At 69.7% G+C, this 20,809-nt stretch carries 23 protein-coding genes, 1 tRNA gene, 1 pseudogene and 1 riboswitch; of the genes and pseudogenes, 15 read left to right on the top strand and 10 right to left on the bottom strand.

The genetic code is table 11. The features are described 5' to 3' along the window. Window positions 1–10 precede the first annotated feature (10 nt). Window positions 11–760: a precorrin-2 C(20)-methyltransferase gene (gene cobI / locus M4578_RS03495; protein WP_258092057.1), complete on the top strand. Its 750-nt coding sequence runs from the start codon at window positions 11–13 to the stop codon at window positions 758–760. Next, entirely contained in the window at window positions 757–1,506 is a 750-nt protein-coding gene (gene cobJ / locus M4578_RS03490) for a precorrin-3B C(17)-methyltransferase (RefSeq protein WP_258092056.1), read from the top strand. The genes cobI and cobJ overlap by 4 nt, the downstream gene beginning before the upstream one ends. On the opposite strand, the gene M4578_RS03485 is transcribed toward cobJ, so the two are convergent. Beyond that, entirely contained in the window at window positions 1,482–2,237 is a 756-nt protein-coding gene (locus tag M4578_RS03485) for a cobalt-precorrin-6A reductase (RefSeq protein WP_258092055.1), read from the bottom strand. The two genes, cobJ and M4578_RS03485, sit on opposite strands and share 25 nt — an antisense overlap. Here M4578_RS03485 and cbiE point away from each other — a divergent pair. The 6 genes from cbiE to cobF are packed head-to-tail and all read left to right on the top strand — an operon-like array spanning window position 2,236 to window position 7,367. Further along, on the top strand, window positions 2,236–3,432 hold the full coding sequence (gene cbiE / locus M4578_RS03480) for a precorrin-6y C5,15-methyltransferase (decarboxylating) subunit CbiE (RefSeq protein WP_258092054.1): 1,197 nt from the start codon (window positions 2,236–2,238) through the stop codon (window positions 3,430–3,432). The two genes, M4578_RS03485 and cbiE, sit on opposite strands and share 2 nt — an antisense overlap. Beyond that, window positions 3,429–3,797 carry a cobalamin biosynthesis protein gene (locus M4578_RS03475; protein WP_258092532.1) on the top strand — a complete coding sequence of 123 codons (369 nt, stop codon included), beginning with the start codon at window positions 3,429–3,431 and terminating at the stop codon, window positions 3,795–3,797. Before cbiE ends, M4578_RS03475 begins: the two co-directional genes overlap by 4 nt. Further along, on the top strand, window positions 3,794–4,603 hold the full coding sequence (cobM, locus tag M4578_RS03470) for a precorrin-4 C(11)-methyltransferase (RefSeq protein ID WP_258092053.1): 810 nt from the start codon (window positions 3,794–3,796) through the stop codon (window positions 4,601–4,603). The genes M4578_RS03475 and cobM overlap by 4 nt, the downstream gene beginning before the upstream one ends. Next, entirely contained in the window at window positions 4,596–5,912 is a 1,317-nt protein-coding gene (locus M4578_RS03465) for a cobyrinic acid a,c-diamide synthase CobB (protein WP_258092052.1), read from the top strand. The genes cobM and M4578_RS03465 overlap by 8 nt, the downstream gene beginning before the upstream one ends. Further along, window positions 5,909–6,643, top strand: coding sequence for a uroporphyrinogen-III C-methyltransferase (gene cobA / locus M4578_RS03460; protein ID WP_258092051.1), 735 nt, complete (start codon window positions 5,909–5,911; stop codon window positions 6,641–6,643). The genes M4578_RS03465 and cobA overlap by 4 nt, the downstream gene beginning before the upstream one ends. Continuing rightward, entirely contained in the window at window positions 6,636–7,367 is a 732-nt protein-coding gene (gene cobF / locus M4578_RS03455; RefSeq protein ID WP_258092050.1) for a precorrin-6A synthase (deacetylating), read from the top strand. Before cobA ends, cobF begins: the two co-directional genes overlap by 8 nt. A gap of 223 nt (window positions 7,368–7,590) precedes the next feature. On the opposite strand, the pseudogene M4578_RS03450 reads toward cobF, so the two are convergent. The 5 genes and pseudogenes from M4578_RS03450 to M4578_RS03430 all read right to left on the bottom strand — a co-directional run. Beyond that, window positions 7,591–8,178, bottom strand: a pseudogene (locus tag M4578_RS03450) (energy-coupling factor ABC transporter ATP-binding protein); the annotation flags it as partial. 59 nt (window positions 8,179–8,237) lie between these two features. Further along, entirely contained in the window at window positions 8,238–9,014 is a 777-nt protein-coding gene (cbiQ, locus tag M4578_RS03445) for a cobalt ECF transporter T component CbiQ (protein WP_274705543.1), read from the bottom strand. Between the two features lie 15 nt (window positions 9,015–9,029). Further along, window positions 9,030–9,602 (bottom strand): cobalt ABC transporter permease, encoded by a 573-nt coding sequence (locus M4578_RS03440; protein ID WP_258092048.1) that lies wholly within the window; start codon window positions 9,600–9,602, stop codon window positions 9,030–9,032. Next, the gene (cbiM, locus tag M4578_RS03435) at window positions 9,599–10,216 is read right to left on the bottom strand and encodes a cobalt transporter CbiM (protein ID WP_258092047.1); all 618 of its coding nucleotides are present in this window, start codon (window positions 10,214–10,216) and stop codon (window positions 9,599–9,601) included. Before cbiM ends, M4578_RS03440 begins: the two co-directional genes overlap by 4 nt. A gap of 5 nt (window positions 10,217–10,221) precedes the next feature. After that, window positions 10,222–11,007: a DUF4198 domain-containing protein gene (locus M4578_RS03430; RefSeq protein WP_258092046.1), complete on the bottom strand. Its 786-nt coding sequence runs from the start codon at window positions 11,005–11,007 to the stop codon at window positions 10,222–10,224. 149 nt (window positions 11,008–11,156) lie between these two features. Continuing rightward, window positions 11,157–11,363, bottom strand: a riboswitch (cobalamin riboswitch). A gap of 76 nt (window positions 11,364–11,439) precedes the next feature. On the opposite strand from M4578_RS03430, the gene M4578_RS03425 reads away from it, so the two are divergent. The 5 genes from M4578_RS03425 to M4578_RS03405 all read left to right on the top strand — a co-directional run bounded on the left by M4578_RS03425 (window position 11,440) and on the right by M4578_RS03405 (window position 15,064). Continuing rightward, window positions 11,440–12,333, top strand: a complete 894-nt coding sequence (locus M4578_RS03425; RefSeq protein WP_258092045.1) for a LysR family transcriptional regulator — start codon at window positions 11,440–11,442, stop codon at window positions 12,331–12,333. 98 nt (window positions 12,334–12,431) lie between these two features. Beyond that, window positions 12,432–13,055 (top strand): NAD(P)H:quinone oxidoreductase, encoded by a 624-nt coding sequence (gene wrbA / locus M4578_RS03420; RefSeq protein WP_258092044.1) that lies wholly within the window; start codon window positions 12,432–12,434, stop codon window positions 13,053–13,055. Next, window positions 13,055–13,696 (top strand): DsbA family oxidoreductase, encoded by a 642-nt coding sequence (locus M4578_RS03415; RefSeq protein ID WP_258092043.1) that lies wholly within the window; start codon window positions 13,055–13,057, stop codon window positions 13,694–13,696. Before wrbA ends, M4578_RS03415 begins: the two co-directional genes overlap by 1 nt. Before the next feature lie 16 nt (window positions 13,697–13,712). Next, a complete protein-coding gene (locus M4578_RS03410) occupies window positions 13,713–14,606 on the top strand; it encodes a DMT family transporter (RefSeq protein ID WP_258092042.1) in 894 nt (297 codons plus the stop codon). After that, a complete protein-coding gene (locus tag M4578_RS03405; RefSeq protein WP_258092530.1) occupies window positions 14,528–15,064 on the top strand; it encodes a recombinase family protein in 537 nt (178 codons plus the stop codon). Before M4578_RS03410 ends, M4578_RS03405 begins: the two co-directional genes overlap by 79 nt. Window positions 15,065–15,628: 564 nt before the next feature. Here the strand turns inward: M4578_RS03405 and M4578_RS03400 are convergent. From M4578_RS03400 to M4578_RS03390, 3 genes are all read right to left on the bottom strand, one after another. After that, window positions 15,629–15,718 (bottom strand) — tRNA-Ser (locus M4578_RS03400). Window positions 15,719–15,841: 123 nt separating this feature from the next. Further along, a complete protein-coding gene (locus M4578_RS03395) occupies window positions 15,842–16,687 on the bottom strand; it encodes a fumarylacetoacetate hydrolase family protein (RefSeq protein ID WP_258092041.1) in 846 nt (281 codons plus the stop codon). A 171-nt stretch (window positions 16,688–16,858) separates the two neighbouring features. After that, a complete protein-coding gene (locus tag M4578_RS03390) occupies window positions 16,859–17,596 on the bottom strand; it encodes an SDR family oxidoreductase (protein WP_258092040.1) in 738 nt (245 codons plus the stop codon). Between the two features lie 116 nt (window positions 17,597–17,712). Here M4578_RS03390 and M4578_RS03385 point away from each other — a divergent pair, with 116 nt between their 5' ends. Continuing rightward, window positions 17,713–19,086 (top strand): FAD-binding oxidoreductase, encoded by a 1,374-nt coding sequence (locus tag M4578_RS03385; RefSeq protein ID WP_258092039.1) that lies wholly within the window; start codon window positions 17,713–17,715, stop codon window positions 19,084–19,086. Window positions 19,087–19,116: 30 nt separating this feature from the next. After that, entirely contained in the window at window positions 19,117–20,040 is a 924-nt protein-coding gene (locus M4578_RS03380; RefSeq protein ID WP_258092038.1) for a sugar kinase, read from the top strand. On the opposite strand, the gene M4578_RS03375 is transcribed toward M4578_RS03380, so the two are convergent. Next, complete coding sequence (locus tag M4578_RS03375) at window positions 20,026–20,805, bottom strand: hydroxypyruvate isomerase family protein (RefSeq protein ID WP_258092037.1); 780 nt, start codon at window positions 20,803–20,805, stop codon at window positions 20,026–20,028. The genes M4578_RS03380 and M4578_RS03375 overlap by 15 nt on opposite strands. Window positions 20,806–20,809 lie beyond the last annotated feature (4 nt).

Genomic DNA, 20,809 nt, shown 5'->3' with positions numbered 1-20,809 from the left:
GCAGGAGGAAATGTCCGCAGAGACCGGCACCCGCGTCCATGGCACGGTCTGGGGGGTCGGCCTCGGCCCCGGCGATCCGGATCTGATGAGCGTGCGTGCCGACCGGCTGATCCGGGGCGCGCGGCACCTGGCCTATTTCCGCAAGGCCGGGCGCAGGGGCCGGGCGCGCCAGATCGTCGACGGCATGCTGTCCGGCACCGTCTCGGAAGTGCCGATGGACTATCCCATGACGACCGAGATCCCCTTTTCCGATCCGCGCTATGTCGCGGCGCTCTCGGGGTTTTACGCCGATTGCACCACCCGGCTGCGCAGGCTCGCCGAGGCGGGCGAGGATGTGGTGGTGCTCTGCGAGGGCGATCCGTTCTTCTATGGCTCCTTCATGCATCTCTATACGCGGCTGAAACCGGTCGTGCCGGTCCGCGTGGTGCCCGCGATCACCGGCATGTCGGCGGCCTGGACCGCCACGGGCCTGCCGGTCACCTGGGGCGACGACGTGCTGTCGGTGGTGATGGGCACCCTGCCCGAAGAGGCGCTCTCCACCCATATGGCGCAGGCCGATGCGCTGGTGGTGATGAAGGTGGGGCAGAATCTCGGCAAGGTGCGCCGGGCGCTGCAAGCCGCCGGTAAATACGACGCCGCCTGGCTGGTCGAATACGCCTCCATGCCGCAGCAGACGGTGCAGCGGTTTTGCGAGACCGAGGCAGAGACCGCCCCCTATTTCTCCATCGTCGTGGTGCATGGACAGGGGCGGCGGCCATGAGCGGCTCTGTCGTCATCGCCGGGCTCGGCCCCGGCGCCGGGGCGCAAATCACCCCCGAGGTGCAGGCCGCGCTCGACGATGCCACCGATGTGGTGGGCTATATCCCCTATGTGGCGCGGGTGGCCGAGCGTCCGGGGCTGGTGAAACACGCCTCCGACAACCGGGTGGAGCTCGACCGCGCCCGCCACGCGCTGGAACTGGCCGAGGCCGGGCGGCGCGTGGTCGTGGTATCCTCCGGCGACCCCGGCGTCTTTGCCATGGCCTCGGCGCTTTTCGAGGCGGTCGAGGCCGGGCCGCAGCGCTGGCGCGATCTCGACATCCGCGTGCTGCCGGGCATCACCGCGATGCTGGCGGCGGCGGCGCGGGCGGGGGCGCCGCTGGGGCATGATTTCTGCGCGATCAATCTCAGCGACAACCTCAAACCCTGGGATCTGATCGAGAAACGCCTGCGCCTTGCCGTCGAGGCGGATTTCGCCATGGCCTTCTACAACCCGCGTTCGAAGGCGCGGCCCGAGGGCTTTGCCCGCGTGCTGTCGCTGCTGACCGAGACCTGCGGCGATGCCCGCCCGGTGATCTTCGCCCGCGCCGTCTCGACGCCCGAGGAAGAGATCCGCGTCGTCCCCCTGCCCGAGTGCCATCCGGAGATGGCCGACATGCGCACAATGGTGATCGTCGGCTCCTCGGCCACGCGGATCATCGCCCGCGACGGCGCGCCCTTCGTCTACACTCCCAGATCGGCGGGATGATGTCCGATCCAGTCCAGAACCGTGGCGATCTCGTGGGTCTCGCGCCGCGCGGGCAGCGAGGGCCGGTCGATCATGATCACCGGCAGCCCCAGCGCCCGCGCCGCCGCGAGCTTGGCTCTGGCACCGCTGCCGCCCGAGTTTTTCGAGACCACCAGTTCGGTCCCGTGCGCCCGCATCAGCGCGAGGTCGCCCGCCTCGGTGAAGGGGCCGCGATCCACGACAACCCGATGGTGCGGCAAGGGCAGCGGCTCTGCGGGCGGATCGACGAGGCGCAGCAGGTAATGGTGCTGCGGCGCGGCGGCAAAGGCCGCCAGATGCTGCCGCCCCACCGCCAGAAACACCCGCGCCGACGCGCCGGCAAGCGCCGCGACGGCGCCCGCGATGTCGGACACATGGCGCCAGTCGTCGCCCGGCCCCGCCTGCCATGGCGCGCGGGTGAGCGCGATGAGCGGCACGCCGGCCAAAGCGCAGCCCGCCACCGCATTGGCGCTCATCCGGGCGGCAAAGGGATGGGTGGCATCGACCACATGGGTGATCTTCTGCGCGCGCAGATACGCCGCCAGCCCCTCGGCGCCGCCGAACCCGCCCACCCGCTGCGGCAGCGGCTGCGGACGCGGGCGCTCGACCCGGCCGGCCAGCGACACGGTTCCGGCGATGCCGGCATCGGCAAGGCGGCGGCAGAGCGCGGTGGCTTCGGTCGTGCCGCCGAGAACGAGGAGATTGGGCGCCATGGCTGAAGACCCCTGGGTGACGATCATCGGTCTGGGCGAGGATGGACCGGCGGGGCTCTGCTCTGCAAGCCGGTCGGCGCTGGAGGCGGCAGAGGTGGTCATGGGCCCGCCCCGCCACCATGCGCTGCTCCCCGATCTCGCGGCGGAGCGGATGGCATGGCCGGTGCCCTTCGCCGATGGCCTCGAACGGCTGCTGGCGCTGCGCGGGCGGCATGTGGTCGTGCTGGCCTCGGGCGATCCGTTCTGGTTCGGCGCGGGCGCTGTGCTGGCGCGGCATCTGGCGCCGGAGGAATGGCGCGCCTTGCCCGGGATCTCCACCTTTGCCCTCGCCGCAAGCCGCCTCGGTTGGCCGCTGGAAACCACCGGCTGTTTCGGATTGCACGCGGCGCCGCTCACCCGGCTCCGCCCGCATCTGGCGACGGGGGCACGGCTGATCGTGCTGCTGCGCGACGGCGAAGCGGTGACGGCGCTGGCGGGTTATCTCTGCGAAACCGGGTTCGGAGAGAGCCGCCTGACCGTGCTGGAGGCGTTGGGAGGCCCGCGCGAGCGCATCACACGGGCACGCGCCGACGCGCTGCCCGAGGCGGATTTCGCGCATCCGGTCTGCGCCGCGCTGGAGCTTGCGGGCGGGCCTGCCCTGCCGCTGGCCAGTGGGCGGGCGGATGACTGGTTCGAAAGCGACGGGCAGATCACCAAGCGCCCGGTGCGCGCGCTGACCCTCTCGGCGCTGGCGCCCCGTCCTTATGAGCATCTCTGGGACATTGGCGGCGGCTCGGGCTCCATCGGGATCGAGTGGCTGCTGGCGCATCCGACGCTCGCCGCCACCGCCATTGAGCCCCGCGCCGAGCGCGCCGACCGCATCCGCGCCAATGCCTGCCGGCTGGGCATGGACCGGTTGCACGTCGTGACCGGCGCAGCCCCCGACGCGCTCGACGGGCTCGCCCCGCCGGATGCCGTCTTTGTCGGCGGCGGGCTCGACACGGCACTGCTGGGCTGGCTGGAGACCCACCTGCCCCACGGCACCCGCCTCGTCGCCAACGCGGTGACGCTGGAGACCGAGGCGCTGCTCACAAGCGCGCAGGCCCGGCTGGGGGGCGACCTGCTGCGCATCGAGCTGTCGGAACCCGCTGCCATCGGCCCGCGCCGGGGTTGGCGGGCGAGCTATCCCATCGTGCAATGGAGCGTGGTGCTGTGATCGTGGCGGGGTTCGGATTTCGCGGCGCGGCCACGCCGGAGAGCCTGCGCGACGCCTATGACCTCGCGCGCGCGGGCAACACCGCGACCCGCATCGCCACTGCCGCCGACAAGGCCGAAAGCCCCGCCTTCCGCGCCTTTGCGCAATCGTTCGGCCTGCCGGTTGTGCCGGTGCCGCCGCAACACCTGACACATCAGGCCACCCTCACCCGCTCCGCCGCGTCGCAAACCGCGCGCGGCACCGGGTCGGTGGCCGAAGCCGCCGCCCTCGCCGCCGCCGGACCGCAGGCCCGGCTCCTCGGCGCGCGGGCAATTTCCAAAGACCGTCTGGCCACCTGCGCGCTGGCCTGGGGAGAGACCACATGACCGTTCATTTCATCGGCGCCGGCCCCGGCGCCCCCGACCTGCTGACCCTACGCGGCCGCGACATCATCGCCGCCTGCCCGGTCTGCCTCTATGCCGGCTCGCTGGTGCCCGAGGCGATCCTGGCGCATTGCCCCGAGGGCGCGCGGATCGTGAACACCGCGCCGATGGATCTCGACGCAATCATCGACGAGATCCGCACCGCGCATGACAAGGGGCAGGACGTGGCGCGGCTGCATTCCGGCGATCTCTCGGTCTGGTCGGCGATGGGCGAACAGATGCGGCGGCTGCGCGCGCTGGGCATCCCGGTCTCCGTCACCCCCGGCGTGCCCGCCTTCGCCGCCGCCGCCGCCGCGCTCGGCACCGAGCTGACCCTGCCGGGCCTGGCGCAGTCGGTGGTGCTCACCCGCACGCCGGGCCGCGCCTCCTCCATGCCCGAGGGCGAGACGCTGAGCAATTTCGCCGCCACCGGCGCGACGCTGGCCATTCACCTCTCGATCCAGAACCTTTCCCGCGTGGTTGCCGACCTCTCTCCCGCCTATGGCGCGGATTGCCCCGTCGCCGTGGTCTACCGCGCGAGCTGGCCCGACGAGCGCATCGTCCGGGGCACGCTCGGCGATATCGAGGCGGCGCTCGGCGAGGGCATCTCGCGCACCGCGCTGATCCTCGTGGGGCCGGCGCTTGCCGGCGAGGGCTTTGCCGAAAGCTGCCTCTATGCTGCGGGATACGACCGCCGCTACCGCCCTCAAAGCGCCGAAAGCCCGTGGTCGGGCTGGCGCCCCGAAGGCGAGGAGCGCAACAATGGCTGAGATGCCGGGTCTGCTGATCTCGGCGCCCTCCTCGGGCACCGGCAAGACCACCGTGGTGCTGGGGCTTTTGCGGGCGCTGGCCGAGGACGGGCTGCGCGTGCAGCCCTTCAAATCCGGCCCCGATTACATCGACCCGGCCTTTCACCGCGCCGCCAGCGGGCGGGCCTCGTTCAACCTCGATAGCTGGGCGATGGACGACGGGCTGCTCTCGTCCATCGCGGCGCAGGCGGCGGGCGCGGATCTTTGCATCGCCGAGGGCTCCATGGGGCTTTATGACGGGGTGGCGACGCGCGGGCAGAGCGGCTTCGGCAGCAGCGCCGAGACCGCGCGGCGCATGGGCTGGCCGGTGGTGCTGGTGCTGGATGTGGGCGGTCAGGCGCAATCCGCCGCCGCCACGGCGCTGGGGTTTGCCAGCTACGACCGCGAGCTGCCCTTTGCCGGGGTGATCCTGAACCGCGTCGCCTCGCCGCGCCACGAGCGGCTGATCCGGCTGGGGATGGAGCGCGCCGGTCTGCCGGTGCTGGGCGTGCTGCCAAGGCGCGGCGACCTCACCCTGCCCGAGCGGCATCTGGGGCTGATCCAGGCGGTGGAACATCCGGATCTGGAAACCGCCATCGCGGGCTATGCGGCCTTCCTGCGCGCCCATGTGGATCTGGGCGCGCTCAGATCCGCCGCACGCGGGCATCTCCTGCCCGCAGATCCGCCCCCCCTGCCCCGCCCGCCCGCGCAGCGCATCGCACTGGCGCAGGACGCGGCGTTTTCCTTCACCTATCCGCATCTGCTCGAAGGCTGGCGCGCGGCGGGGGCCGAGATCCTGCCGTTCTCGCCGCTGGCCGACGCGCCGCCCGCGCCGGAGGCCGATCTGGTCTGGCTGCCCGGCGGCTATCCCGAGCTGCACGCCGGAAAGCTGGCGGCGGCGGAGCGGTTCCGCGCCGGGCTTTGCGCCCATGCCGAAACGAAGCCCGTGCATGGCGAATGCGGCGGCTACATGGCGCTCGGCGCGGCGCTGATCGACAAGGAAGGCGTGCGTCACCAGATGGCCGGGCTGCTGGGGCTGGTGACGAGCTACGAGCGCCGCAAGTTCCACCTCGGCTATCGCCGGGCGGTGCTGGAGGCGCCGCTGCCCGGCCACGCGCCGGGCGCCGCGCTGCGCGGGCACGAGTTCCATTACTCGACCATTCTGGAGCAGCCCGACGCGCCGCTCGCCCGCGTCGCCGATGCGGATGGCAATCCGGTGCCCGAGACCGGCTCGCACCGGGGCCATGTGAGCGGCACCTTCTTTCACCTGATCGCGGAGGCGCCGGCATGAGCGGTTTCGTCAGTTTCGTGGGCTCCGGCCCCGGCGACCCGGAGCTTCTGACGCTGAAGGCGGTGGACCGGCTGAAGCGCGCCGATGCGGTGCTGTTCGACGATCTGTCCTCGGGCCCGGTGCTGAGCCATGCGCGCAAGGGCGCGGATCTGGTGGGCGTCGGCAAGCGCGCCGGGCGGCCCTCGCCGCGCCAGCACCATGTGAGCCGGCTGCTGGTCGACTACGCGCAGACCGGCCAGCGGGTGGTGCGGCTGAAATCCGGCGATGGCGGGCTTTTCGGGCGGCTGGAAGAGGAGCTGGTGGCGCTGCGCGAGGCGGGCATTCCCTACGAGATCGTGCCCGGCGTGCCCTCCGCCGTGGCCGCCGCCGCCTGCGCGGGCATTCCGCTGACCCGGCGGCTGACCGCGCGGCGGGTGCAGTTCGTCACCGGCCACGATGCCGGCGGCGCGCTGCCCGAGGATCTCGACCTCGCGGCGCTCGCCGATCCCACCGCCTGCACCGTGGTCTTCATGGGAAAGCGGACCTTTCCCGCGCTTGTCGAAAAGCTGGTGGCACACGGCCTGCCGGGCGACACGCCGGCGCTGCTCGCCGAGGCGGTCTCGACCCCCGAGCAGCGGCTGCACCGCAGCACGCTGGCGTCACTGGCCGATGAGCTCGCCGCCGGGCGCAGCGACCGGCCGGCGCTCATCCTCTACGGGCCACTGGCCGAGTTGGGGGTGGGGTTTGACTGAGCTCTGGCTGATCGGCATCGGCACCGGCAACCCCGCCCATGTGACGCTGGAGGGCCAGCGCGCGCTGCGCGAGGCGGCGGTCGTGCTCATTCCCCGCAAGGGCGCGGGCAAGGAGGATCTGGCGCATCTGCGCGAGGGTATTCTTGCAGAGGCCGGCGCCACAGCGAGGGTGATCCATTTCGACATGCCGGTGCGGGACGAGCGCCTGCCCTATGGCGACCGCGTGGCGCGCTGGCATGACGAGATCGCGCGGCGCTGGCAGGCCGCGCTGGCGGACGCGCCCGAGGGGCCGGTGGCGCTGCTGGTCTGGGGCGATCCCGGGCTCTACGACAGCACGCTGCGGATTGCCGAGCGGCTGGCGCCGCGCCCGAAGCTGCGCGTGGTGCCGGGGATCACTGCCTTGCAGGCGCTGACGGCGGCGCATGCGATCCCCTTCAACACGGTGAACGGCGCGGTGACGATCACCACCGGCCGCCGCCTGCGCGATGAAGGCTGGCCTGAGGGCGCCGAGACGGTGGTGGTGATGCTGGACGGCGCCTGTTCGTTTCAGGCGCTCGACGTCGAAGGGCTGCATATCTGGTGGGGCGCCTATCTGGGTATGGCCGAGCAGCTTCTGGAGAGCGGCCCGCTGGCGCAGGTCGCGGAGCGGATCGTGGCGCGCCGCGCCGAGGCGCGGACGCGGCATGGCTGGATCATGGACACCTATCTGCTGCGGCGGGGCTAAAGGAGCGATGCCTCAAGCGCAACAGAAGCCGGGCCCAGCGGCGGCCCGTGGGATGCCGCACAGAGCGTAGAATCCCTTGATTTATCCCGACCAGATCCGAAGGACCTCTCAGCGATGCGCAAACGTCACCCAAGCGGCAGCCCGCACGGACGGGCCGCCGCTGGGCCCGGCGGCCTTCGGCCTTGATTCCGGGCCAAAGGCGAGTGGATTGACCCGAGAATATTTACCCCGCCACCGGCACCAGCCGCCCGTCCCGCAGATCCAGCGCCTCGGGCGCGAGCTTTGCGCGGAAGGCCGGGTCGTGGCTGACCAGCAGGATCGCCTGCGGCAGCGCCTGTAGGATTTCCAAGAGCCGCGCTTCGTTGGTCTGGTCGAGCGCGTTGGTCGGCTCGTCGAGCAGTAGCACTTCGGGCGCCATCGCCAGCACCGTGGCCAGCGTCACCAGCCGCTTCTCCCCGCCCGAGAGCTTGTGCGTGATCCGGTCGCGCAGATGCAAAAGCTCCAGATCGCCCAGCACCCGGTCGACGATCTCCAGCGCCTCGGCCCGCGACTTGCCGAGGTTCAGCGGGCCAAAGGCCACATCCTCGGCCACCGTCGGGCAAAAGAGCTGGTCGTCCGCATCCTGAAACACCAGCCCCGCCCGGCGGCGCACCTCGTGGAAATCCGCCTCGGCCCGCCGCATCTTGCCGAAGGCGACCACCCGCCCCCGGTCGGGCCGCTGCAACCCCAGGATCATCCGCAATAGCGTGGATTTCCCCGCCCCGTTCGGCCCGGTGAGCGACAGGCGCTGCCCCGCCTCCAGCCGCAGCGAGGCGCCGCGCAGCACCGGCGACTGGCCGGGATAGGCGAAATGCAGATCCTCCAGCGCGATCAGGGCCATGTCCGCTCCAGCACAAACAGCCCCGCGACCGCCCCCAGCAAAGCCGCACCGAACACCCAATCGCGCCGCGACAGCGCAAACTCCCGCAGCAGCACGATGCGCCCGGAGAAGCCCCGGCATTTCATCGCCTCCAGAATACGTTCGGAACGTTCGATGGCCCGCACCAGAATCATCCCCAGCAGATAGCCAAAACTGCGGTAGCTGTGCCAGTTGCTGCCGGGCCGGAACCCGCGCAGCTTCATCGCCGCGCGCAGGCGGAGATATTCCTCGCGCAGCACCTCGATATAGCGCAGCGTGAACATCAGCAGATGCACCAGCCGCTCCGGGCAGCGCAGCCGGTAGAGCGCATGGCCCAGCGTCACCGGCTCCAGCGTACCGACCAGCACCATCAGCGCCAGGATGACCGCATTGGCCGTGAGTGCGATCTCTACCGCCTGTCCCAGCCCCTGCCAGCTTGCGGCAAAGCCCCAAAGCGTGAAGACCGGATCGCCCGGCACCGTGAAGGGCAGCAGCGCCAGCATGAAGAAGATGAACCCGTCCATCATCGCCATCCGGCGCAGGGTGGGCCGCAGCGGCAGCCGCGACAGCGCCAGAAGCCCGAGCGACAGCGCCAGAGCCACCGACAGCGCCACCAGCCCCGAGAGCGCCGCCACGGCAATCCCGTAAACGCAGGCGCCGAGGATCCGCACACGCGGATCGAGCGGCACGATCCAGCCGGCGCCGGAGGGCCCGCCGTGACCGGCAAGCCCCTCCGGCCCCTGGGACAAGACATGCGCCAAGGCTCAGCCCGCCAGCCTGCGGCGCGCCGCAAGGTAGAAGCCCAGACCGAAGAGCCCCGCGATATAGCCGATCCCGCCGAGGATGGTCTGAAGATCGTTGTGTTCGCGATAGGCCGCGATCTCGCGGCGCAGCGGCCGCAGTTCGTTGCGCACCGTCTCGGCGATGGCCTGCCGCTCTTCGCCCGAGAGCGCGGCCAGGGGGGCGCCCTGAGCAGCGGTCGGCACCGCCGGGGCGGCCTCCTCCGGTACTCCGACGCCGAGGATCGCGGCCACCTCCCCGGCGGGCATCACCGCTTCGGCGACATGGCCCGCCCCGAGATCGGCGCGGAACACATGCGCCACCGGCTGAACCGGCGTGAAGACGAAGAACCCGTCCTCATCGGTCACCGTGCGGCCCAGCTCCGCGCCGTCCGGCCCGATCACGATCACCTCCTGATGGGCCGCCATATCGCCACTGGAAAAGCCGATCTCGCCCTCGATGGCTTCGCCCGATGGAAACACCGCGGCAATCACCTTATGCGCCAGCGCCGGCAGCGGCGCGAGGCAAAGCAGGGCTGCAAGGATCAGAGGTCTCATGCCGAGGCTCCTTTCAGCGCGGCAAACAGCTCCGGCTTGACCCGGCGCGCCAGAAGCACGGCAAAGCCGGTCAGCACCCCTTCGATGGCCATCACCGGAAGATGGGTGACAAACACCAGCTTGGCCGCCGGAATGAAGGCATCGCCCGACAGCCTCAGCGAAATCCCCACCATGACGGTGGTGGCCGCGATAGCGAAGGCGCCGCCGATCCCCGCCCAGACGGCACCCGCGAGCGGCGTGCCCGAGGCGGCCAGCCGCCCGAAGAGCAGCCCGGCTAGCACCGCGGGCAGCGCGATATTGAGCGTGTTAACGCCCAGCACCGTCAGCCCGCCGAAGCCGAAGAACACCGCCTGCAACAGCAGCCCGACGAAAAGCGCCGGAAAGGCGGCCCAGCCGAGCACAAGCCCGGCCAGACCGTTGAGGATCAGATGCACCGACGAGGGCCCGACCGGCACATGCACCAGCGAGGCCACGAAGAAGCTGGCGGAAAGCACGCCCGCCGCCGGAATCCGTTCCAACGGCAGGGCGCGCAGCCCCAGGGCGATGCCCCCCAGCGCGGCGATCGTGCCACCGATCACCACGGGGGCCGACAGGGCGCCATCGACGATATGCATGCGGCTTACTCCAGCTCCCAGGCGCGGATCCAGATCACCGCGTCCTGGCTGAGCTCCTTGCCCTCATGCGCGGTCACCGGGCCGGACCCCAGCGCCGCAAAGCCCCAATAGCCCGGTTTCGGAATGCCGAAGGTGAAATAGCCATTGGCATCCGAGATCGCGACCACGCTCCCGCCCGGTGGCGGCGACACCACCGGATCGGTTGCGGACCCGCTGTCCATGTCGGGCTCGGCCGCCATGTATTCGATCTCGATCTCGGCGCCCGCCACCGGCGCGCCCTCGGACAGTACCTGACCGGTGAAGGTCGAGCCGGCCAGCACGTTGTAAGGCTTGATCAGCGGCAGGATCTCGGTCGGCAGGCCGGCGGGCTCCATCCAGTCGGTGGGCAGCTCGCCACGGTTGAGGAAGCTCTTGGTGATCTGCTGGATATAGATCTCTTCGGAGGGCTCGTAATAGGGCGCGGGCACCGTCACCAGGACGTAATCGCCCGCGCGCTTGACCGGCACCGCCCCCTTGAAGGCCGCGCCCTCGTTGCTGGTGCCGGTAAAGCGCACCGGCTCCAGCGAGGGTTTCAGATCGGTCCTTTCGCCCCTGTGGATCACGAAGAACTCTTCGGGCATCTCCAGATCCATGACATGGCCGCTTTCGAACGGGTGCCAGAAGATCAGCTTGACCGGCACCTCTCCGGGCGCCTCGATCATCGTATCGGTGGTGTATTCCAGAAGGAAATGGGCAGAGGCCATCGCGGGAAACGCGACAGCCGCCGCTGCGGCGAGCAGGGTCTTTTTCATCAGGCTCTTCGTCCTTGTCCGTATGCGCCACACCCGGCGCAATGATGTTGTGGACAGCGGGGACGGTCAGCCTGAAACGCGACTTGGCAAAGGGCTCGGGCGCGCGCAAGGCCAGACGCGCACCCCGGCGTCCGGTGGAAAGCGCCCTTTCCAAAGGCGCCTGTCCGGCAGGTCTCCTGGCTCGCGGGTCGTTGCACTCTGGCTGGCCTTCCCGGATCGCTCCAGTGGCATGATCAGCCGTGCTCGCCGCTTACAGTTGCGGGGGCAGCTGCAGATTTGGACGCGAGACCGCGCCGCACTGCATTCCCTCTTTCCTCCGGGGTGCGACCCCCGGAACCGGACATGCTCTCTGCATGCCAGAAAAGCGCGGACCGGGTCAATCGCAATGTCGGCGCGCTGACAGCGCCGCCGAAACCCTGTATCGCTGGGCCCATGGACAAGTTTTCCGTCATGAACGCCTATTGCCGCATCGTCGAGCGCGGCAGCTTTGCCCGCGCCGCCGAAGATCTGGGCGTCTCGGGCGCGCTGCTGAGCCGCGAAATCAAGCTGCTGGAACAAAGCCTTGGCTGCACCCTGCTGACGCGGACCACCCGCAGCATGTCGCCCACGGCGCAGGGGCTGGCCTATTACGATGCCGCACGCGATCTGCTCGGGCGGGTGGCGCGAATCGACGAGGAGATCCGTGCCAGCAGCGGCCGGATACAGGGGCACCTGCGGGTCAACGCCCCCAGCTCCTACGGTCAGATCGTGATCGCGCCGCGGCTGCCCGCCTTCATGGAACGCCACCCCGATCTGACCGTCACCCTGTCCTTCGACGATCATGTGATCGACATGGTCGAGCAAGGGTTCGATCTGTCGATCCGGGTCCGGGCCTCGCTGCCGGATTCGACGCTGTTCGCCCGGCCCGTCGCAGAGGTCGGGCAGCGCCTTTACGCGGCGCCCCGCTATCTCGACCGCGCAGGCGCCCCGCAAAGCCCCGAGGCGCTGGCGGATCACGCGACGCTGGGGTTCACGCTGGCCGACCACCACCGAAGATGGCAGCTCCGCCACCGGGGCAGCGGCACGGTGCAGGATGTGGCGGTGACCCCGCGCATGAGCGTCGGCAATTCTCTGGTGCTGCGCGATCTTCTGATCGCCGGCAAGGGGATCGGCACCCTGCCCGATTTCGTCGCCGACCCGGCGGTGGCGGCGGGAACGCTGCTGCCGGTGCTGCCCGATCACGCCTTGCCGGACCGCCAGATCTTTGCGGTCACCGGCGCGCGGCTCGAAGCCAATGCCGCCGCTGCCGCCTTTGTCGCGCTGCTGAAACCCGGCGAAACCGATTGAGAACCGGACGTAAAGACTGTTCTTCGAAACGGGCGCTTAATCCGGCGCCCGGCAAGCGCCATCCTCGCACCATCCACAGAGATGAAAGAGAGGATCCCATGACCAAGATTCTGGTTCTGTACTATTCGAGCTACGGCCATGTGCGCCGCATGGCCGAGGCCGTGGCCGAGGGGGCGCGCACGGTCGCCGGCTGCCAGGTCGAGATCGCCCGCGTGCCCGAAACCGTTCCCGAGCATATCCGCACGGCGGCGGGGTTCATCGCCGACGACACCCCGGTGATCGACGCGGCCCGGCTTGCCGAGTTCGACGGCATCGTCTTCGGCACGCCCACGCGCTTTGGCATGATGGCGGCGCAGATGAAGCAGTTCTTCGACACGCTGGGCGGGCTCTGGGCGCAGAACGCCCTGGTCGGCAAGGTCGGCGCGGTCTTTGCCTCGACCGGCTCGCAGCATGGCGGTCACGAGGCGACGCTGCTCTCCAGCCACATCCCGCTGATGCATTTCGGCATGGTGATCGCGGGGCTGCCCTACACCTTCGCGGGCCAGACCGAGAAACACGACGTCATCGGCGGCGCCCCCTATGGCGCGGGCACCATCGCCGGCGCCGACGGGTCTCTGGCCCCCACCGAGGTCGATCTTGCCGGGGCCCGGTTCCAGGGGGCGCATGTGGCGCGGCTGGCCCGCGCGCTCGCCACCGCCGGTCAGCGCGCCGAGGCCGCGTGATGATGACAAGGCTTCATCTCGACTTCTTCCACGATGTGGTGTGCTGCTGGTGCTACAACATCTCGTCGCGCCTGCGCCGGCTCTCCGCCGAATGCAACCTCGAGATCCGGCACCGCACCTTCGTGTTGCAGGCCGACAGCGGCGAAATGACGGCGCGCTGGGGCACGCCCGACCAGGCCCGCGCCACGATCCTCGGACATTGGGCCGCCTGCCGCGAGGTGAGCGACACTCCCGAGGGCATCCGGATCGACGCCATGCGCGCTGCCGCCTTCGACTATCCGCATGGCGGACAGGCCGCGCTGGCCTGCAAGGCGGCAGAGCGCATCGGCGGTCAGCCGGCGCATTGGGCCATGTTCGACGCGCTCCAGCGCGCGCATCTGACCGAGGCGCGCAATATCGCCGCCCCCGAGGTGCTGGCAACGGTTGCACAGGAGATCGGGCTCGCCCCCGCCGCCTTCCGGGAGGGGCTTGCCGATCCGCGCACCGCCGCGCTGGTCGAGGCCGACCGCCACCATGCGCGCGCGCTGCAGATCCGCAGCATTCCCTCGGTGATCGTGCGCGAAACGGGCCAGCGGCTGGTCAACGGACCGATGGCCGACCTGCGCGCGCAACTGCGCGCCGCCGCGCGGCTGGCCGCCTGAGGCAAGGAGAGGTTTCATGAGACGACATGCCGATCTTGCCCTTGCGGCGGCAGCACCCGCAGTCTGGGGCAGCACCTATCTGATCACCACCGAAGCGCTGCCCGAAGGCTATCCGCTGACCGCCGCGATGCTGCGCGCCCTGCCCGCCGGGCTGATCCTGCTTGCGCTCACACGGCACCTGCCCCGGGGTCTCTGGATCGCCCGCGTCGTGCTGCTGGGCGTGCTGAATTTCGCGCTGTTCTGGTGGCTGCTCTTCGTGGCGGCCTACAGCCTGCCCGGCGGCATGGCCGCCACGGTCGGCGCGGTACAGCCGCTGATCGTGCTGGGCCTCTCCAGTCTCTTGCTCGGCCAGCCGGTGCGGCGCGGGGCGGTGCTGGCGGGGATCGGCGGGCTGATCGGCGTCGGACTGCTGGTGCTCAGCCCGGCAGCGGCCACGCTCGATCCGCTGGGCCTTGCCGCCGCGCTCGGAGGGGCGCTGTCGATGGCGGCGGGAACGGTCCTGACGCGCAAATGGCAGCCGCCGGTGCCCGCGCTCACCTTCACCGCCTGGCAACTGACCGCCGGCGGACTGCTGCTGCTGCCCGTGGCCCTGCTCCTGGAACCGCCGCTGCCGGCGCTGAGCGCTGCCAATATCGCCGGCTTCGCCTGGCTGACGCTGATCGGCGGGGCGGTGAGCTATCTCTTCTGGTTCCGGGGCATTGCCCGGCTGGGGCCCAACGCGGTCGCGCCGCTGGGCTTTCTGAGCCCGGTCACGGCGGTGCTGCTGGGGATGGTCGTGCTTGGTCAGATCCCCGGCCCCGTCCAGGCCGCCGGCATGGTGCTTGTGCTGCTCTGCGTCTGGCTCGGCGGGCGCGCCAACCGGCCCGTTTCCCTGCCACCCTCCGCCGGGCTTCCGCAAGGGGCGCGCTAGACATCCCTCCCCGGAGCGGAGGCAGACACCGTCGGAGCCGTGTTCGCGGAGAAGGCTGCTCCGGCGGTATCGCCGACCGCCCCGAGATGGAGCGGCTTCTGAGCTGGCTGCGCAAGCATCGCAAACACGAACCGGCCGTGATCGTCGCCGACATCTCGCGCATCGCACGCTCTGTCGAAGCCGCCATCAAGCTGCGGGGCGCCATCGGCGCGGTTGGCGCGCGGTTAGAGAGCCCTTCCATTGAGTTCGGCGACGATGCGTATCAAAAGACATTCGAACTCGTCGCAGCACCCTTTGCCCAGCATCACTGCGACAAGAACGCCGAACAGGTCCGCCACCGCATGAGGCACGTCTCAAGGCCGGGTATTTCTGTTTCTGGGCGCCCAGGGGCTACAAACACGTCAAGGGCGATGGCGGCGGCAAGGTGCTGGAACGCGAGGTGCCCATCGCCAGCCTAGAGCCAGACGCTCTGGTCTATACACCAATTTCGAGCGGTGACCTGTCAGGACTTTAGGGCTGGCGCTTCCGCGAAAACCCGTTGCATGTTTCGCGGCGTGGCCTGGCTCCGATCACATCACCCAAGACGCTGATAATTAATTGTTTTTCTGAACATGTAGCGCGCCACGGCAACATGCAACGCCATTTGCATGTTCCGATGCTGGGCGGCGGCGCATCAGAGCCCATGAAATCCGTTTCAAACGCCTTGCTTTATTGGCTATGACGCCTCCATGGCGCCCCTTACCAGCCCCACCCTGAAACCGCTCTACATCGCCATTTCAGACCCGTTTTGCGGTTTACTGAAAGACATGCCTTGGCGAAGGCTCAGCACCTTTCAAACCTCCTGAAAAGCCCTTGTTTCATTGACCCATTCGGAAAAGTTCGGGTTCATTCGGGGTCTGCCGGAAACACAGAAAGAATGTCTATCACACAACAACAAGGCAAAACGACGGATTGCGCGCAGAGCGCGTCGATCTACCGTTTTGTTTTTATTTGGTAAATATCCAAAACAAGACGGGTTTTGGTGGCGGAGACGAAGGGATTCGAACCCTCGAGACGGTTTCCCGCCTACTCCCTTAGCAGGGGAGCGCCTTCGACCACTCGGCCACGTCTCCGCCGGCCTGTCTAAGGATCGCGTTCCGGAAAAACAAGCAGAATTTGCCCCCTCCCGAACACTATCTCCAAACCGCCCGCCATCGCCGGATCCGCCGCCGCAACGGCAGCCCCCCGCGGCATGCTCAGCCGGCCGCGACGATCTCCTGGCGCTGCTCTCCAAGCCCCTCCACACGCAGCGCCAGCACATCGCCCGGGCGCAGGAAACGCGGCGGTTTCATGCCCAGCCCCACGCCCGACGGCGTGCCCGTCGCGATCAGATCGCCCGGCATCAGCGTCATGAACCGGCTCATGTAAGACACGATCTGGGCCACGCCGAAAATCATGTCCGACGTGTCGCTCTCCTGCACCCGCGCGCCGTTCAGATCGAGCGACAGACGCAAAGCCTGCGGGTCGGGGATCTCGTCCGTCGTCACCAGCCAGGGGCCGCAGGGGCCGTAGCCCGGCGCCGACTTGCCCTTGATCCACTGGCCGCCATGCTCCATCTGCCAGGCCCGCTCGGAGAGGTCGTTGACCGTGCAATATCCCGCCACATACTCCAGCGCCTCGGCCTCGGTGACGCCGGAACAGGGCCGCCCGATCACCACACCCAGCTCCACCTCCCAGTCGGATTTCTCCGAGCCCGCAGGCAGCGTGACCGGATCGCAGGGCCCCGACAGCGCCGAGCTGGCCTTGGAAAAGAGGATCGGTTCGGTGGGCGGCTCGGCGCCGGTTTCGGCGGCGTGCCGCGCATAGTTCAGCCCGATGCAGAAGAAATTCGGCACCGAGGCCAGACAGGCGCCGATCCGCGTGTCGGGCGCGATCACCGGCAGCGCCGTCAGTTCCAGCGCCCGGATCGCCGCCAGCGCCTCGGGCGACACCCCCTGCCCGGCAAAATCCGGCACCAGACCGGACAGATCGCGGATCTGCCCCGCCGCATCCAGCACCGCCGGCCGTTCCGCGCCGCGGGCACCCACACGCAAGAGTTTCATGTCTCAATCCTCCTTCTTCGGATCCGCCGCGCCGGCCTTTACCGGACACGCGGCAGGAATGTCTTTGGCAAGATCGCCCGGATCGCCGCCCGGCACCGGGATCACCGTCACGGGATCGCGCTCCGGGTCGCAGGCCCGCCGCAGCGCGGGTGCCGGCACGACATCGCCGCCTCAGCCCCGGCCGATATAGGGCATGGCCGTCGCCATCACGGTGACGAACTGCACATTCGCGTCGAGCGGCAGCCCCGCCATATGCAGCACGGTCGAGGCCACATGCGCCACATCCATCACCGGCTCCGGCGCGATCTCGCCATTGGCCTGCGGCACGCCCTGTGCCATGGGCGCGGCCATGTCGGTCAGCGCATTGCCCACATCCACCTGGCCGCAGGCGATGTTGAAGGCGCGCCCGTCGAGGCTCAGCGACCGGGTCAGCCCGGTGATCGCGTGTTTCGAGGTCGTGTAGGGCGCCGATCCCCAGCGGGGCACATGCGCCGAGATCGAGCCGTTGTTGATGATCCGCCCGCCCTGCGGCGCCTGCCGGCGCATCTGGCCAAAGGCCGCGCGGGCGCAGAGGAACATGCCGGTGATATTGACCGAGGAGAGCGCCAGCCAGTCCTCGACCGCGATCTCGTCGATCGTTGCCCCCTTCAGGAACACACCGGCGTTGTTGAACAGCGCATCAAGCCGCCCCCAGCGCGCGGCGACCTGAGCGAATCCGGCCTCGACCGCCTGCGGGTCGGCAACGTCGAACGGCAGGATCAGCGCGTTCGGATCGCCGTTCGCACTCTCCTCCAGCGTGGCCTGACGGCGCCCGACCAGCGCCACCCGCCAGCCCGCCTCGAGAAACGCCCGCGCGGTGGCGCGGCCGATGCCGCTGCCCGCGCCGGTGATGACGATGCCCTGGCTCATATGCCCCCTCCCGGTAACGGTTCCGGGCCCTCCGCCCCCTCGCGCGGCCCGTCTTGCCTCAACTTCCCCGGCTGATATACCGAATGCAAGCGCAATCCCCGCCCCCGGAGAGAGACATGACCGCCTTCGAGGCTCTCGACCATCTGCTCGGCCCGCGCTTTGCGACCTCGCTGGCCGCGCGGCGCCAGAACGCGGGCAATGAGGCGCATTTCGACGAGATGCTGCCCGATGCGGTCGCCTATCCCGAAACCACCGAGGAGGTGGCGCAGATCCTGCGCACCTGCGCCGGCGCCGGAATTGCGGTGACCGCCATCGGCAGCGGCACCTCTCTCGAAGGTCAGCACCTTGCCGCCCATGGCGGAGTCAGTCTCGATTTCTCACGCATGAACAAGCTGTTGCAGGTCAATGCCGAAGACATGAACGCGGTGGTGCAGCCCGGGGTCACGCGGATGCAGCTCAACGCGGCGCTGCGCGCGACGGGGCTGTTCTTTCCGGTCGATCCCGGCGCCGATGCCAGCCTCGGCGGCATGGCGGCGACGCGGGCGAGCGGCACCACCGCGGTGCGCTACGGCACCATGCGCGAGAACGTGCTCGCGCTCGAGGCGGTGATGGCCGACGGGTCGGTGATCCGCACCGGCAGCGCGGCGCGCAAATCCTCGGCGGGTTACGACCTGACCCATCTTCTGGTGGGCTCCGAGGGCACGCTGGGGCTGATCACCGAGCTGACGCTGAAGCTGCAGGGCCAGCCCGAGACCATCGCGGCGGCCACCTGTCATTTCGACGATGTGGCGGCGGCGGTGGATTGCGTGATCCTGACGATCCAGAGCGGGCTGCCGATGGCGCGGATCGAGCTGGTGGACGAGATGATGGTGCGCGGCTTCAACCGGCACATGGGCACCGCCCTGCCCGAGCGGCCGCATCTGTTTCTGGAGTTCCACGGCGCCCCCGCCGCGGTGCGCGAAGAGGTGACGCGGTTCCGCGAGATCGCGCGGGAGGCCGGCGCCGGCGGCTGGAAGGATGCGGACACGACCGAGGCCCGCAACGCGCTGTGGAACCTGCGCCATGGCGCGCTCGGCGCGATCTCGGCGCTGGATCCGGGGAAGGAGAAACGGACCTTTTCCACCGATGTCTGCGTGCCGATCTCGCGGCTGGCCGAGGCGGTTGCGCAGGCCAAACGCGAGGCCGCCGCGCGCGGGCTGACCTGCACGATCGTCGGCCATGTGGGCGACGGCAATTTCCACTGCGGCGTGCGCTTCGACCCGCGCGACACGGCGCAGCGCGACCGCGTTCTGGCCTTTTCGGGCGCATTGGCCGAGGCCGCTTTGCGGCTGGGCGGCACGGTCACCGGCGAACACGGCATCGGGCTGGGCAAGCAGGGCTATATGCAGGCCGAACACGGCGCCGCCCTGGCCTATATGCGCCGTCTCAAGGCGGCCTTCGATCCGCAGGGCATCCTGAACCCCGGCAAGCTGCTGCCCCCCGCCCCCTGACCCGGAGCCGCCTCAAAGGGAGAGAATTCCATGAGCGCCTTTCTTGCCCTCGGCGAATGTATGGTCGAGATGTCCGATGCCGGCGACGGGCTGTATCGCCGGGGCTTTGCCGGCGACACGTTCAACACCGCCTGGTACGCGCGCCGGCTGCTGCCCGCCGACTGGACGGTCGGCTACGCAAGCTGCGTCGGCGAGGACGCGATCAGCCACGAGATGCTGGCCTTCATGGAGCGCGAGGGCATCGACACCGACGCCATCCGCCGCCTGCCTGGGCACACGGTGGGGCTTTACATGATCTCGCTGGAGGCGGGCGAGCGGGCATTCTCCTACTGGCGCGGACAATCGGCGGCACGGCTTCTGGCCGAGGATCTGGGCTGGCTCGACGGTGTGCTGAAGGGGCGCGAGATGCTCTATTTTTCGGCGATCACCCTGGCGATCCTGCCACCGAAAAGCCGCGAGCCCTTTTGCGGCGCGCTGGCCCGGGCGCGCAAGAAGGGCGCCATCGTCGCCTTCGACACCAACCTGCGCCCGCAGCTCTGGGAGAGCCGCGAAGCGATGCGCGAGGGGCTGACGCTGGGCGCGCGCACGGCGGATATCGTGCTGCCCTCCTTCGACGAGGAACGCACGCTTTTTGGCGAGACGGACCCTGCAGAGACGGTCGCGCGCTACCGACGGCACGGCGCCGATCTGGTGGCGGTAAAGCGCGGCGGCGGCGATCTGCTGCTGTGGCAGCGCGAGGCGGGCAGCGCGGCGGTGCCGGCGCGGCCGGTGGCGCGGGTGACCGACAGCACCGCCGCGGGCGACAGCTTTGCCGCCGGGCTGCTGGCCGGGCTCGCCACCGGCCTGCCGCTGCGGGATGCCGCCGGACAGGCCATGGCGCTGGCGGCACGGGTGATCCAGGCGCCGGGCGCTTTGGTGCCCGAGGCCGTGCCCGGCCCCTCAGACGGGCGCTGACCCGAGCGCCGCGCGCAAAGGCGGCAGCCAGGCGGGCGCACCGCCGCGCGGGCGGTATTCCGCGCCCACATCGCCGCGATAACCCGCCTCGGCAAAGGCCGGCAGCAGCCAGTCATAGCGGATCTCGCCGTGATCCGGATCGCCGCGGTCGGGCACGGCGGCGATCTGCACATGGCCGATCAGCGGCAGATGCGCGGCGAAACGCCGGGTAAGATCGCCCTGGGTGATCTGGACGTGATAACAATCGAAGAGGATCTTCAGATTGTCGCGCCCGAGCGCGGCAATCGTCTCGGCCGCCTGTTCGACGGTGCTCAGGTGATAGCCCGGCACGTCGCGCGGATTGAGCGGTTCGATAAGCACCCCCATGCCCTGCGCGGCGGCCAGATCGCAGGCCAGCGACAACGTCGCGCGGAACGCCTCCTCGGCCCCCGCCGCCCCCGCGCTTTTGCCGGCCATGACATGCACCCAGCCCGCGCCCACCGCCGCGCCATAGGCCACTGCCTGCGCGACGGCGGCCCGGGCCTCCTCGGCGCGGCCCGGCAGCGCGGCGAGGCCGAAATCGCCCGTCCCGGGCCTGCCCGGCGCGGTGTTCAGCGACAGCATCGGCAGGCCGGTCTCGTCCAGCGCGGCGCGCGTCTCGGCCACGGGCGTGTCATAGGGGAAATGACATTCCACCGCGTCGAACCCGTCGCGTTTCGCGGCGCGGATCCGGTCGGGCAGCGGCAGATCGGTATAGAGAAAGCCGAGATTGGCCGAGATGCGCATGGCA

It is taken from the genome of Salipiger pentaromativorans, from assembly GCF_024721115.1.
GTDB classification, from domain to species: domain Bacteria; phylum Pseudomonadota; class Alphaproteobacteria; order Rhodobacterales; family Rhodobacteraceae; genus Salipiger; species Salipiger pentaromativorans.
The sequence above is the reverse complement of the archived record's forward strand: the minus strand, read 5'-3'. Positions and strand labels throughout refer to the sequence as shown.